We start from the raw sequence: 12887 nt of genomic DNA, 5'->3' as shown, positions 1-12887 counted from the left end.
TGCAAATGCTCGCCATAGCACGAGCTATGGCTGCGCTTTGCGCCTAGATCAGGCGCCTTTTGACGTGCTGCTCGGACACGCTCGAAATACTCTCAGCCTCTTAGCCGCGATCCATCATCATGCCGCGTCGGTAGGTCTCGGCGATCAGCATTCGGGCCGATTCCGGCGTGGCGATGCGGTATGCCCTCGTGGCTGCCGGGTCGGGCAGTCCCACGGCGTTCCACAGGCGCCGCATGAGTTCCGGCGCGTCGGCGATGCGTTCGCGGCGTACCCACAGGCGGGCGAGCAGATGGCCGATCGGCATCGTGCCGGCGCGCAGTTCGACGTCCAGTTGCGGTTCAAGCCCGTCGAGCGCAATGTAGGTGAGGTTGTCCATCAAGACTTCGCCGTGCGCGGCGAGGAAGGTGATACGTTCAATAAATTGCTCACCCGGAAGCTGCGCGCGGACGATGGCAGGCACGTCGCTCGTCGCATGCTGGCTCAGCACATGCAACTCGATGGGCCCGCCCGCGACGATTTCGCACAAACGCGTTGTCGAGCCGTCTTGCGCGAGCAGCAGTTTGAGCACCCGCCGTTGATGCGCGGCGTCGGCAGGCGTTGCAGCCGGGTTGGCGAATTGTTCGCGCCGGGCGGTCGGGGTGGAAAAGTTTGAAGACATGACAAGCATTCGAGTGAGGATCAGGCCGCTCGACCTCCCGCACGGACCGCGGGAGACGATGGCCAAGCTTCGAGGCGATGCGCGTCATGCCTTGCTCGAGAGCGCCATGACCATGGAAGGCCAGGCACAGTGGTCCTACATCGCAGGGCCGGCGCGGGCCACACTGTACACAGACGGCGAGGGCACCCGGTTACAGCGCAACGGGCAGGTCATGGCGCAATGGAGAGATCCTTTCGCGGCGATGGCGGCGATGTGCGCCGTCGGTGAGGTCGAGATCGACGGCGAGCCGCCCGCCGGACTCAACTTCGTCGGCGGATGGGTCGGCGTTCTCGGATACGACGCTGCGAGGCATTTGCATCGGCTGCCGCAGCAGGCGCTGCACGATCCGATGCTCCCGCAGATGTGGTGGATGGCGGTCGATCAGGTGCTGGCTTTTCACCATGCGACAGGCCAGTGGTGGCAGTGCACGTCGGAAGGCGCCGGCTCTCACGCGTGGCCACGGTCCGAGGCAGATCGCGAATCCGATTGGGCGCACACCGTGGTTCGTGCGCGGGGATCGCTGGCATCCAAGATGGCTTGGCAAACCGGGCCACGCATCCGACGAATGGATCGAGCTGAATTCGAGGCGGGTGTGGGGCACATCTGCGACAGCATTGCCAAGGGCGATGTGCTGCAAGTCAACCTGACGCGGCGCGAAGATGCTGCCTTCGAGGGCGATGCTTGGGCACTTTACGAAGACCTGGTGGCGGCTCATCCCGCACCGTTCGCGGCCTACCTCGAGGCGCCTGAGTTCGCGATCGCAAGCTGCTCTCCGGAACGCTTTTTGCAAGTGCAAGGCAGGACGGTCCAGGCACGACCCATCAAAGGCACGGTGGTTCGCGGACTCACGCCCGATGAAGATGCCGCAAACCGGGCGTGGCTCGCTGCGAGCGAGAAAAACCGTGCCGAAAACCTGATGATCGTGGACTTGATGCGCAATGACCTCGGCCGCGTCGCCGAGCTTGGCAGCGTGCGTGTGCCCAGTCTGTTTGCTTTGGAGCCATATTCGAGCGTGTGGCAGATGGTCTCCACCGTCCAGGCCACCCTGCGCCAGGAATGCGGCATCGTCGACCTTCTGCGCGCCTGCTGGCCTCCGGGCTCGATGACTGGCGCGCCCAAACTCGCCGCTATGCAGGCCATCGAGGCGCTGGAGCCCTTGCGGCGAGGGTTCTATGCTGGCTCCATCGGCTACCTCGATTGCCGCGGCAACATGGATTTGTCGGTGGTGATCCGAACGGCAGTGGTGGCGCAAGGCCGCGTCATGGTCCAGATGGGCGGCGGAATCGTCGCCGATTCCGAGCCCGCGAGCGAGTGGTCTGAAACGGTGGCGAATGGCGAGCGACTGGTGCGAGTACTGGATGGCGGCGTCAGAGGCTGAGAGTCATTTCGAGCGTGTCCGAGCGGCACTTCAAAAGGCGCCTGATCGGCGCAAAGCGCAGCCACACCTCGTGCTATGGCAAGCATTTGCAACGACGAGCAGGGGCCTTTTTGGCGTGATGAGCGGGCGTGATCGAAAAACTCTCAGCACTCTCAGTGCAATTGAGATCCCGACGGAGCGCTGGTCATCACAGTAAACACCGGCTGGCCCACGCTGCCGGCTTCGATCTCTTCTTCGGTGGCTTCCCGGATGTCGAGCACCTTCATGTCCAGGCGAAGCGCAATGCCCGCGAGGGGGTGGTTGCCGTCGAGCACGACGTGCGTCGGGTACACCTCGGTCACGGTGTAGGTCGTGTCCTCGGGCATGCCTTGCGTGGTGGCGCCTTCAGGAAGGCCGTCGAACTGCATGCCAGGGTCGACCGCCTCAGGGAAGATCGACCGTTCCTCGAAAAACACCAGGTCGGGGTCGTAATCGCCAAAGGCGTGTTCGGGCTCCAGGTGCAGCTGGGCTTCGAAGCCCACGGCCTGCCCGCTCAGGACTTCTTCGACCTTGGCGAGCAGGTCGTCTCCGCCGAAGAAGAATTCCACCGGATCCTTCAGTTCGTCGATCAGTGTGCCGTGGGCATCTTCGAGTCGCCATACGAGGCTGACGACACAGGGTGCGTTGATGTTCATCATGGAAATGATCGCACAGGCCACAATCCGTTCCATGGACATTGCTCTTGCTTCCCCCCTGCTGGGCGGGCTCACCCCACAGGTTTTCATGCGCCGCCACTGGCAAAAAAAGCCGCTTTTGATCCGCCAGGCCTTCCCTGGCATCGAGCCACCGGTCAGTCGCAACGACCTCTTTTCGATGGCCGCTGACGAGTACATCGAATCCCGCCTGGTCCAGCAAAAGGCGGGCGAATGGACGATGCGGCAGGGGCCGTTTGTCAAACGGCAGTTGCCCACCGTGAAGACCCCTGCCTGGACTCTGCTGATTCAAGGTGTCGACCTGCATGTTCCCGCAGCGCACGAACTGCTTTCGCGATTTCGCTTCGTGCCTGACGCACGGCTCGACGACCTGATGGTGTCCTATGCCACCGATGGCGGCGGTGTCGGCCCGCATTTCGATTCCTACGACGTGTTTTTGCTGCAGGTGCAGGGAAAACGGCGCTGGCGCATCGGGCACATGAACGATGCCGCGCTGATACCCGATCTGCCTCTCAAAATTCTTGCAAATTTTCAACCCGAGGAAGAGTGGGTTCTCGAGCCGGGTGACATGTTGTATTTGCCGCCTCGGTGGGCCCACGACGGCGTGGCTGACGGCGAGTGCATGACCTGCTCGATCGGGTTTCGCGCACCGGTTCGCGACGAGGTGGGGCGCGAGGTCTTGCAGCGCCTGCTGGACGGCGAAGAGCCGGTCGCCAACTCGGCGCTGTACCGCGATCCGTCGCAGCCCGCGACGGACACCCCCGCGCGTATTCCATCGACGCTTCAAGAGTTCACCAAGGAAGCCGTTGCTCGTCTGGTCGAGAGCCCCAAGGCACTCGCATGTGCACTTGGCGAATGGCTGAGCGAACCAAAGCCGCTGGTGGCTTTCGATGAAGGGGCACCCTTGCGGCACGAGGCCGACATCGTGCTCGATCGGCGCACGCGCATGCTCTACGACGACGAGCATGTGTTCATCAACGGTGAATCGTTTCGCGCCGGTGGGCAAGATGCAATGCTCATTCGTTACCTGGCAGATCATCGCTTTCTACCTGCCGCCCAGTGGGGGCGCGCAAGCGATGAAGCGAGGGAATTGCTAGCAGAATGGGCGCAAGCCGGCTGGATGCATTCGACAGGAGACGACGAGGTGACAGCATGACGGACCCACAGCCATCGCTCATTGCAACGCGCCTCGAATTTCAAGAGGCATTGCGTGCCGCGTTCATCGAGTGCGCACGCATCGGCAGCCGCGAAATCTGGATGTGCGACGAAGACTTTGCTGATTGGCCGCTGAACGATGGCGCGCTCATCGATGCGCTCACGCAGTGGGCGATGCCACATCGCAAGTTGACAGTGCTCGCGCGCGACTACGACGAGATGCTTCGCAAGCATCCGCGTTGGGTCGAGTGGCGGCGCACATGGTCACATGTGGTCGAGTGCAGAGCCCAGGAAGAAGCCGAAAATCGCGAGCTTCCGACGCTCTTGCTGGCGCCTTCATTGGTGTGCGTCCGCTTGTTCGATCGCATCCATTTCCGTGGAAGCGTCTCGCGAGATACGGGCGATATTCTCCGAAATCGCGAACTCATTGATGCTGTTTCGCAACGCTCGGTGGAATCGTTCCCCGCCTCGACACTCGGTCTGTGAAATGCTCCGCATATAATCGCAGGCTAGGCCACTGAGATGCTCGAGCTCTCGTGGTCTTTTGAACGTTGGGGCTCTGAGGAATTGGAGGGGTCCCACAATTACCGGTAATTGTTCGACCTATTGATTGAGGATAAATATGAAAAAGTCGCTTCTGTTGGCATCCCTGGTTGCTTCTGTTGCTCTCGCTGCTTGCAGCAAGAAGGAAGAAACGACCGTCACGACGCCAGCTCCGGCCCCGGCTCCGATGGCTGCTCCCGCCCCTGCACCGGTTGCCTCGGCTGCTGACGCTTCTGCTTCGGCTGCAGCGTCGTCCGCTTCGGCTGCTGATTCGGCTGCTTCGGCCGCTGCGACCGCTGCCTCCAAGTAATCGGCTTCTTCCGGTTCATGAAAAGCCGCCCTCGGGCGGCTTTTTTATTGCCTGAGGTTTAAGGACTTGGCCCGAAACAATTTCCCGTTTTGGGGGGGCGCTGGGCGGGCGCGCTGCGGCGTTGCTCCTCACTTGTGTGGCTCGACACACGGCGCTCGGAGCGCCTTGCATCGCATCCCGCCCAGCGCCCCCAAAACGGGAACTTATTCCGGGCCAAATCCTAACTAACTTCTTCAGCGCAGTTCGATCCAGTCAAAACCCCATTCGGCCCCTGCCGCGCGCATGTCTTTCATATTCGCGCCGACTGCTGCGGCAAGCGACGCGAGTGCGAGTTCGGGGCGATTGTTTTCGCGGCTCAAATGCGCGGCCATCACATGACGCAATCCGCTGTGAATGCATGACGCGAGTATCTCGGCGGCAGTGTCGTTGCTAAGGTGCCCGTAGCGGCCGCCGATGCGCTGCTTTAGCGACCAGGGATAGCGCGAGGTCGCAAGCATCTCTCGGTCGTGATTGCATTCGAGCAGAAGCGCGTCGCAGCGTTGCAGTTGCTCGATCAGATGTTTGGTGATGCTGCCCGCATCGGTGAGCACACCCAGGCGATGCGCGCCGTCCGAGAAGCAGGCTTGCAAGGGCTCCTGCGCATCGTGCGGCACGGTGTATGGCGAGAGCTCGAGATCGCCAACGACAATGGCCTCGCCATCTCGCGCGAAATGAAGCAGGTCGGGTAGCTCGGGTTCGCCCACGGCGCGCCAAGTGCCGCGGCTCATCCAGATCGGAATGCGATGGCGCTTGGCGAGCGCAACCGTACAGCCAATGTGATCGCCATGCTCGTGCGTCACGAAGATCGCATTGATGTCGGTGATGGTCAGCGCGGCCCGCGCGAGCCGAGCATGCAACTCGCGCTGTGTGAAGCCGCAGTCGACAAGCACCCGACTGGTCGTCGTGCCACTGGACGCTTCGACCAGGGTGGCGTTGCCACTGCTTCCGCTTCCAAGGCTGCAAAAGCGCAGCATCTTGAAATGAGAGTCCTTACTTCAGGTCTTCAGCGAGCAGGCTGACGATGCGCTTGCCGGCTTCACCGTTCTCGGGCTGGCCTTGCGCGTTCAACACCGTGATGGTGCTGATCTCACCCTGACCCTTGACCTGCACCCGGTATTTCACCGGGCCGCCGGCATCGTCCTTCTTCTTGCCGAACATGCGGCTCAGAAAGCCCGGCTCGTCCTTGCCGGCCTGCGCCGGGTCGACGTAGCGGACGAAGTACACACCTTGTGCGCGGTCGCGGTCTTCGACAGTGAAGCCACTGCGGTCGAGCGCGAGGCCCACGCGGCGCCATGCGCGATCGAATCCGTCGTCCACCTGCAGCGTCGCCGCGGCTTGGCCTTCGACCACGCGGGCGCGTGACGGCAGCGTGACTGGCGAGTCCACCGTGCTCTTCGCGACCTCCTCCTTCACGCCCAGGCGCAGCAGCATGCGCTGAAGCATCTCGGCTTCGAGTTGCGGATCGGCAGGGCGCGGCTGCCACACGGTGGTGTCCTTGTGGTCGCCGCTGTAGATCTCTTCCACGCCGCGGTGCGTGATGTAGATCTCGCTGCCGTCGGGTGTGCGTTCGACGCGGGTGCGGAACTTGTCGCGCGTGCCGGTGGAGTACAGCGAGTCGAAGACCTTGCCGATCGAGTTGCGGATGAAGTCATTCGGCAGCTTGGCACGGTTCTCGGCCCAGTCGGTTTCCATCACACCGGTCTCTGCCTGGTCGAGCACGAGCGTGAATCCGCGTTCTTTCCAGAAGGCTTGCAACTGAGGCCACACTTGTTCCGGCGTCATCGGCACGGACAGCCAACGCTGGTTGCCTTCACGCTCAAGCTTGACGATACCGATGGCCTTGGGTGCCACTGTGCTCGGGACGGCCGTGGCGGCTGCATTGCCGGATTGGAACTGCGTGGCGCTGACCGTGCCGCCTTGTTGCTGGAAGCGGGTGTCGCGGTTGAGCTGGCTCAGGTCGGGCGGCACTTCAAGCCCTTGCGCACGGGTGCTGCCAGCGGAGCGGTAGTCGACCTTGTCGCCACCCATGAAGTTCTCGACCGACGAGCATGCCGACAGGCCGGCAACAAGCGTCAGGCAAGCGAGGCGAACAGAGGTAGAGCGAAACGAAACAGTCACGTCAGGAGTCTCCGGAGGGATCGGCTTGTTGTGGCCGGCCCGGTGTTTGCAATTGGAACCGTCTGCTTGGATCGATTGACGTCAGAGGCTGAGAGTATTTCGAGCGTGTCCGAGCAGCACGTCAAAAGGCGTCTGATCTAGGCGCAAAGCGCAGCCATAGCTCGTGCTATGGCGAGCATTTGCAACGACGAGCAGGGGTCTTTTGGCGCGATGAGCGGGCATGATCGAAAAACTCTCAGCTCTCTCAGAGCAGGCCGCTGTCGCGCAGCGATTGGCCCACGACGGTTTGCCCCGCAGGCGTGAGCGGGATGATGGGCAAGCGCATGGTGTCGCCACACAGCCCGAGTTGCTTCATCGCCCACTTGGTCGGTGCGGGGCTGGGTTCGAGGAAGAGGTTCTTGTGCAGCGGCAGCAGCTTCAGGTGGATGGCAGCTGCTTCGCGGGAGCGGCCTTCGATGGCGGCCATGCACAACTCGTGCATCAGGCGCGGCGCGACGTTGGCGGTGACGCTCACGTTGCCATGGCCGCCGAGCAGCATCAATGCCACGGCAGTGCTGTCGTCGCCGGAGTAGATCGAGAAGCCCTTGGGTGCCTGCTTGATGAGCCAGGCGGCGCGGTCGATTTCGCCGGTGGCTTCCTTGATGCCAACGATGCATGGAATCTGTGCAAGGCGCAGCGCGGTGTCGACGTGCATATCGGCGACTGTGCGCCCGGGGACGTTGTAAAGCACCGTGGGGATGTCAACGGCCTCGGCGATGGCTTTGAAGTGCTGGTAGATGCCTTCTTGCGAAGGTTTGTTGTAGTAGGGAACCACCGACAGCGTGCAGTCTGCGCCGACCTTCTTGGCGTAGCGCGAGAGTTCGATGGCTTCGAGGGTGGAGTTGCCGCCGGCGCCGGCCATGATGGGCACTCGGCCTTTGGCGTGTTCGACGGTGACGCGGATGATTTCGCAATGCTCTTCGACGGACACCGTCGGCGATTCTCCGGTGGTGCCGACCACGCCGATGCAATCAGTGCCTTCGGCCACGTGCCAGTCGATGAGGCGGCGCAGTCCGTCGTAGTCGACGCTGCCGTCTTCATGCATCGGCGTGACCAACGCGACGATGCTGCCAAGTATGGGGTTCATGCAGTTTCCTCTGAATCGAACGATTTTAGCCGGGCGCAGCAGTCACAGCGGGTAACGAGCTGGGCCGGTGCTCCCGGGGGCTTCCCGGACGGCTGCGATCCGCTGAACGAAGCGCGAGGGTTCCCCCATGAAACCGTCCTCGAAAGCGATCACACGCAGGCAGCCTGCCACGGCCTGAAGCAGTTCTTGCTGGCGCAGCAAAAAGTCGGGGTTGGAGGGCTTGCCGACCGTCTCATTGCCTTGAGTGAAGGTTTCGTAAATCAGCACGCCGCCTTCAGCCACCGAATCGACGATGGTCGGCAACAGCGGCCGCCAAAGGTAGTTGGTGACGATGACGGCGTCGAAGCGGCGGCCGGGGAAAGGCCAGGGGCCGGCTTCGATGTCGGCGAGAACCGTCTCGGCAAAGCCGGCAAGCGACGCGATGGCAGTTGCGTCGCGATCAACGCCGGTCACCCGGCAATGGTGCCTGTAGAACCAGCGCACATGCCGCCCAGACCCGCAGGCCACGTCAAGCACGGTGCCACCTTGCGGCACGAGGTGCGACCAGCGCTGCACCCAGGCGGACGGGTCGAGATGAGAGTGGGGCTGTGACAAGCTCATGCGCCGTGTTGCTGCTACGCCGCTGTAACGCAGGCGATTTTCGAAATCAGAAGCAATTCCATAGCTGGTTCGCGAGCGTCACGGCGACATCCGGACGCAGATATGCCGCAAACACGAGCACGAGCACGACGCTGACAGCCAGCCAGATCAAGCTGCGCCGCGCTTTCATGATCATGCCGCGGCCGGCGTGGCCCTGACGATGGCGGACTCCTTCACCGGAAGGTTCGCGATGGCCGCGAAGATGCCCAGTGCCACCGCGATCCACCACACCACGTCGTAGCTGCCGGAGGTGTCATAGAGCTTGCCCCCAAGCCACACTCCGAGAAAGCTTCCGATCTGGTGGCTGAAGAAGACGAAGCCGCCCAGCATCGACAGGTATTGCACCCCGAAGATTTGCGCGACCACGGCGTTGGTCGGCGGCACGGTGGACAGCCACAGCACGCCCATCACTGACGCGAAGATGTACACGCTCAGCGGCGTGAGCGGCACATTGAGGAAGATGAGAATCGCGACCGAGCGGAGCGCGTAAATCGTCGACAGGATGTAGCGCTTGGGCAGGCGTGCCCCGAGCGAGCCGGCAGTGTAGGTGCCGATCACGTTGAAGAGCCCGATAAGTGCGAGCGCGGTGGTCGCGACATCGACCGACAGGCCGTGGTCCTTGAGATAGCTCGGCATATGGACGCCGATAAATACGACCTGGAAGCCGCACACGAAGTAGCCGGCCATCAGCCAGCGAAAGCTCGGGTAGGCGAAGGCTTCGCGCACCGCTTGGCCGATGCTTTGCTGCACGCCGGTGACCTTTTGGACATCGGATTCCTTCAGTCCAGCCGCAAGCGGCGCAATCGCGAGCGCAACGCATCCGAGGATGAAGAGCGCGTTCTGCCAACCGAAGTTGCCGATGAGCTTGTTCTCGACAGGCACCATCAAGAATTGGCCGAACGATCCGGCTGCAGCGGCCACACCCATCGCCCAGCTTCGCTTATCGGGCGCGACATTTCGTCCGATCACGCCATACACCACTGCGTAGGTCGTGCCCGATTGCGCCATGCCGATCAGCAGGCCTGCACTCCCCATGAAGGCGGGACCGCTGGTCGACACAGCCATCAGCACAAGACCTCCGGCATAGAAGAGGCTGCCGATGATGAGGACGCGATAGGCGCCGTAGCGGTCGGCCAGCACGCCGGCGAATGGGCCGGCAATGCCCCAGGCGATGTTCTGGACTGCAAGGGCGAAAGCGAAGGTCTCGCGCGTCCAGCCGCGGTCCATGGTGATTGGCTGGAGCCACAGGCCGAAGCCGTGGCGAATGCCCATGGACAAGGTGACGATGGCGGCGCCGCACAGCAGCACCTGGGTCATGGAAAGCTTGGGAGATACAGTTTCTTGCATCCGATGAATGTAGCCAATCGAGAGGCTTCTCGTTGCTGCGCGAACGCAAATCCGTGGATGCATGTGTGCCTGTTTCGCTTGAATGTGATCCATGCTGCGAAAGACTTCGGCCCGAAGCGCCGGTACAAGCCGCGATTCGTGACGGGGAGCGCATTTCCGCCTTGCAGCGCAGATGCGTCCGGGAACTCCGGGGCAGGGACAACCCGGCTGCTGCCTACAATCCGCCGCGATGGCTACCAAACCCCCCAGCAAATCCAGTCCCAAAGGCGACGGCTCATACGGCGAGGCGTCGATCCGCGTTCTCAAGGGTCTCGAACCGGTCAAGCAGAGGCCGGGCATGTACACCCGCACCGACAATCCGCTGCACATCATTCAGGAAGTCATCGACAACGCCGCCGACGAGGCGCTTGCGGGCTACGGCAAGCGAATCGACGTGACGCTGCACACCGACGGATCGGTAAGCGTGCAGGACGATGGTCGAGGGATTCCGTTCGGACTTCATCCCGAAGAAAAGGTGCCCGTGGTCGAGATCGTCTTCACGCGGCTGCATGCTGGCGGCAAGTTCGACAAAGGGGCGGGCGGCGCCTACAGTTTCTCAGGCGGCCTGCACGGCGTGGGTGTGAGCGTGACCAACGCCTTGGCCAAGCGACTCGAAGTGACAGTGTGGCGCGAAGGCCAAGTCGCCGAACTGGGCTTCTCGGGAGGCGATGTGGTGGATGCGCTCAAAGTGCGCCGCGCATCTGCGGGCGACCGCAAGAACGGCACGACGGTGCGTGCGTGGCCGGACCCGAAGTATTTCGAAAGTGCCGAATTCCCAAAGACCGAACTCACTCATCTGCTGCGCAGCAAGGCCGTTTTGATGCCGGGCGTGACGGTGTCGCTCAACATCGAGAAGTCAGGCGAGACTCAAAGCTGGGTCTACAAAGGCGGCCTGCGCGACTACCTGATGCAAACGCTCACGGCCGATCCGGTGATTCCGCTCTTCGAAGGCGAGCACTACGCCGACGGTGGCGAAACCGAAAACTTCGCGGAAGGCGAGGGCGCCGCGTGGTGTGTGGCCTTCACTGAAGACGGTGCGCCGGTGCGCGAGAGCTACGTGAACCTGATTCCTACCGTGGCCGGCGGCACGCACGAGTCCGGTTTGAAGGACGGCCTGTTCGGCGCGGTGAAAGGCTTCATCGACCTGCACAGCCTCCTGCCCAATGGCGTAAAACTAATGCCCGAAGACGTGTTCTCGAGGGCCAATTTCGTGCTGAGCGCCAAGGTGCTGGACCCCCAGTTCCAGGGGCAAATCAAGGAGCGCTTGAACAGCCGAGATGCCCTGCGCCTCGTGTCAACCTACGTCAAGCCGGCCATGGAGCTGTGGCTCAACCAGCACGTGGACCTGGGCAAGAAACTCGCCGAACTCGTCATCAAGCAAGCGCAGACGCGGCAGCGCGCCAACCAGAAGGTGGAGAAGCGCAAGGGGTCCGGCGTGGCCGTGCTGCCGGGCAAGCTGACCGATTGCGAAAGCCGCGATCTCAACCTGAACGAACTCTTCCTCGTCGAGGGCGACTCCGCGGGCGGCAGCGCGAAGATGGGTCGGAACAAGGAGACACAGGCCGTGCTGCCTCTGCGCGGCAAGGTTCTCAACGCTTGGGAGGTCTAGCGTGACCGCCTCTTCGCAAACAATGAAATCCATGACATCGCGGTGGCGATCGGCGTCGATCCGCATGGCGCGAACGACACGCCTGACCTGAGCGGCTTGCGCTACGGAAAGATCTGCATCCTGAGCGATGCAGACGTGGACGGGTCGCACATCCAAGTGCTCTTGCTCACCCTGTTCTTCCGGCATTTTCCGAAGCTCATCGAACGGGGCAACATCTATATCGCCAAGCCACCGCTGTACCGCGTCGATGCTCCAGCGCGTGGAAAGAAGCCGGCGGCCAAGATCTACGCGCTCGACGACGGCGAACTCACCGCCACGCTTGACAAGCTGCGCAAGGAAGGCGCACGCGAAGGCTCGTGGAGCATTGGCCGCTTCAAGGGCTTGGGCGAAATGAATGCCGAGCAATTGTGGGAAACCACGCTCAACCCCGACACGCGCCGCCTGCTCCAGATCGAGTTCGCTGCACTCGGATTCGAGGCTACCGTTGAGTCGCTCACCAAGCTCATGGGCAAAGGCGAAGCGCAGGCGCGCCGCGACTTGATGGAGATGCATGGCGATGCGGTCGAGGTAGATGTTTGATGGCCGAGAGGTCCAACATCCGTCTGCGCCCAACGATGCTATCGGACCTCGACTTCGTCATCTCGGTCGAGCAGGACGAGCGTAACCGGCCTTTCATCACGCCATGGGAACGCACGCAGCATGAAGGAGCGGTTCGCTTCCCGGACTTCCGGCACTTCATCGTCGAGGCGGGGCCCACGTATGGATCGACAGGTTTTGTCATCCTGCAAGGATGTCGCAACCCGCATCGGTCGGTGGAACTCAAGCGCATCGTGCTGCAGACCAAGGGGCAGGGCCTGGGCCGGGCCTGCGTGCGTCTGCTCACCCAAATGGCGTTCCGCGATCTTGGCGCACATCGGTTCTGGCTTGACGTGAAGTCGCTCAACGAGCGGGCACTTGCGCTTTATCGCAGCGAAGGCTTCGTCGAGGAAGGCCGCTTGCGCGACAGCGTGAAGACCGATGATGGCTTCGATTCGCTGATCGTCATGTCGATGCTCGAAAGCGAATACATCGCTCGGCGTGATGCGAAAGAGAAGGGCTGAGAGGCTGAGAGTATTTCGATCATGCCCGCTCATCACGCCAAAAGACCCCTGCTCGTCGTTGCAAATGCTCGCCATAGCCCGGGCTATGGCTGCGC

At 62.3% G+C, this 12887-nt stretch carries 12 protein-coding genes and 1 pseudogene; 5 read left to right on the top strand and 8 right to left on the bottom strand.

Annotated elements, in window-relative coordinates; all coding sequences use genetic code 11:
* Window positions 1-100: 100 nt before the first annotated feature.
* Entirely contained in the window at window positions 101-658 is a 558-nt protein-coding gene (locus AC30NL_RS03845) for a chorismate--pyruvate lyase family protein (protein ID WP_489462687.1), read from the bottom strand.
* Window positions 659-716: 58 nt separating this feature from the next.
* Between AC30NL_RS03845 and pabB the strand changes: the two genes are divergently transcribed.
* A complete protein-coding gene (gene pabB / locus AC30NL_RS03840) occupies window positions 717-2075 on the top strand; it encodes an aminodeoxychorismate synthase component I (RefSeq protein ID WP_489462686.1) in 1359 nt (452 codons plus the stop codon).
* Between the two features lie 152 nt (window positions 2076-2227).
* Here the strand turns inward: pabB and AC30NL_RS03835 are convergent, their stop codons facing one another.
* Window positions 2228-2749 (bottom strand): FKBP-type peptidyl-prolyl cis-trans isomerase, encoded by a 522-nt coding sequence (locus AC30NL_RS03835; RefSeq protein WP_489462689.1) that lies wholly within the window; start codon window positions 2747-2749, stop codon window positions 2228-2230.
* 34 nt (window positions 2750-2783) lie between these two features.
* Between AC30NL_RS03835 and AC30NL_RS03830 the strand changes: the two genes are divergently transcribed.
* Complete coding sequence (locus tag AC30NL_RS03830; protein WP_489462685.1) at window positions 2784-3923, top strand: JmjC domain-containing protein; 1140 nt, start codon at window positions 2784-2786, stop codon at window positions 3921-3923.
* Window positions 3920-4408: a hypothetical protein gene (locus AC30NL_RS03825; RefSeq protein WP_489462684.1), complete on the top strand. Its 489-nt coding sequence runs from the start codon at window positions 3920-3922 to the stop codon at window positions 4406-4408. The genes AC30NL_RS03830 and AC30NL_RS03825 overlap by 4 nt, the downstream gene beginning before the upstream one ends.
* Window positions 4409-5008: 600 nt before the next feature.
* Here the strand turns inward: AC30NL_RS03825 and AC30NL_RS03820 are convergent.
* From AC30NL_RS03820 to AC30NL_RS03795, 6 genes are all read right to left on the bottom strand, one after another.
* Window positions 5009-5785, bottom strand: a complete 777-nt coding sequence (locus AC30NL_RS03820; protein ID WP_489462688.1) for an MBL fold metallo-hydrolase — start codon at window positions 5783-5785, stop codon at window positions 5009-5011.
* Between the two features lie 19 nt (window positions 5786-5804).
* Window positions 5805-6932: an NlpB/DapX family lipoprotein gene (gene bamC / locus AC30NL_RS03815; RefSeq protein ID WP_489462683.1), complete on the bottom strand. Its 1128-nt coding sequence runs from the start codon at window positions 6930-6932 to the stop codon at window positions 5805-5807.
* Window positions 6933-7176: 244 nt separating this feature from the next.
* Entirely contained in the window at window positions 7177-8058 is an 882-nt protein-coding gene (gene dapA, locus AC30NL_RS03810; RefSeq protein ID WP_489462682.1) for a 4-hydroxy-tetrahydrodipicolinate synthase, read from the bottom strand.
* A gap of 42 nt (window positions 8059-8100) precedes the next feature.
* Window positions 8101-8658: a class I SAM-dependent methyltransferase gene (locus tag AC30NL_RS03805; RefSeq protein WP_489462681.1), complete on the bottom strand. Its 558-nt coding sequence runs from the start codon at window positions 8656-8658 to the stop codon at window positions 8101-8103.
* 46 nt (window positions 8659-8704) lie between these two features.
* Window positions 8705-8833 carry a hypothetical protein gene (locus AC30NL_RS03800; RefSeq protein WP_489462680.1) on the bottom strand — a complete coding sequence of 43 codons (129 nt, stop codon included), beginning with the start codon at window positions 8831-8833 and terminating at the stop codon, window positions 8705-8707.
* A complete protein-coding gene (locus tag AC30NL_RS03795) occupies window positions 8830-10044 on the bottom strand; it encodes an MFS transporter (protein WP_489462679.1) in 1215 nt (404 codons plus the stop codon). The genes AC30NL_RS03800 and AC30NL_RS03795 overlap by 4 nt, the downstream gene beginning before the upstream one ends.
* A 229-nt stretch (window positions 10045-10273) precedes the next feature.
* On the opposite strand from AC30NL_RS03795, the pseudogene AC30NL_RS03790 reads away from it, so the two are divergent.
* Both AC30NL_RS03790 and AC30NL_RS03785 read left to right on the top strand, forming a co-directional pair.
* A pseudogene (locus tag AC30NL_RS03790) lies at window positions 10274-12271 on the top strand (DNA topoisomerase IV subunit B).
* Window positions 12271-12792, top strand: a complete 522-nt coding sequence (locus tag AC30NL_RS03785; RefSeq protein ID WP_489462678.1) for a GNAT family N-acetyltransferase — start codon at window positions 12271-12273, stop codon at window positions 12790-12792. Before AC30NL_RS03790 ends, AC30NL_RS03785 begins: the two are co-directional and overlap by 1 nt.
* The last annotated feature ends 95 nt before the right edge of the window (window positions 12793-12887 follow it).

Source organism: Rhizobacter sp. (genome assembly GCA_021153565.1).
In the GTDB taxonomy this organism is placed as follows: domain Bacteria; phylum Pseudomonadota; class Gammaproteobacteria; order Burkholderiales; family Burkholderiaceae_C; genus Albitalea.
Note: the sequence above shows the minus strand (reverse complement) of the source record. Positions and strands in the feature narration are given on the sequence as shown.

Excerpts from the sequence above, each read along its gene's own strand:
- AC30NL_RS03800 (WP_489462680.1), bottom strand. The coding sequence starts at position 8,833 with ATGATCATGAAAGCGCGGCGCAGCTTGATCTGGCTGGCTGTCAGCGTC.
- AC30NL_RS03835 (WP_489462689.1), bottom strand. The coding sequence starts at position 2,749 with ATGAACATCAACGCACCCTGTGTCGTCAGCCTCGTATGGCGACTCGAA.
- AC30NL_RS03785 (WP_489462678.1), top strand. The coding sequence starts at position 12,271 with ATGGCCGAGAGGTCCAACATCCGTCTGCGCCCAACGATGCTATCGGAC.
- pabB (WP_489462686.1), top strand. The coding sequence starts at position 717 with ATGGCCAAGCTTCGAGGCGATGCGCGTCATGCCTTGCTCGAGAGCGCC.
- dapA (WP_489462682.1), bottom strand. The coding sequence starts at position 8,058 with ATGAACCCCATACTTGGCAGCATCGTCGCGTTGGTCACGCCGATGCAT.
- AC30NL_RS03830 (WP_489462685.1), top strand. The coding sequence starts at position 2,784 with ATGGACATTGCTCTTGCTTCCCCCCTGCTGGGCGGGCTCACCCCACAG.
- AC30NL_RS03845 (WP_489462687.1), bottom strand. The coding sequence starts at position 658 with ATGTCTTCAAACTTTTCCACCCCGACCGCCCGGCGCGAACAATTCGCC.
- AC30NL_RS03825 (WP_489462684.1), top strand. The coding sequence starts at position 3,920 with ATGACGGACCCACAGCCATCGCTCATTGCAACGCGCCTCGAATTTCAA.
- AC30NL_RS03805 (WP_489462681.1), bottom strand. The coding sequence starts at position 8,658 with ATGAGCTTGTCACAGCCCCACTCTCATCTCGACCCGTCCGCCTGGGTG.
- AC30NL_RS03795 (WP_489462679.1), bottom strand. The coding sequence starts at position 10,044 with ATGCAAGAAACTGTATCTCCCAAGCTTTCCATGACCCAGGTGCTGCTG.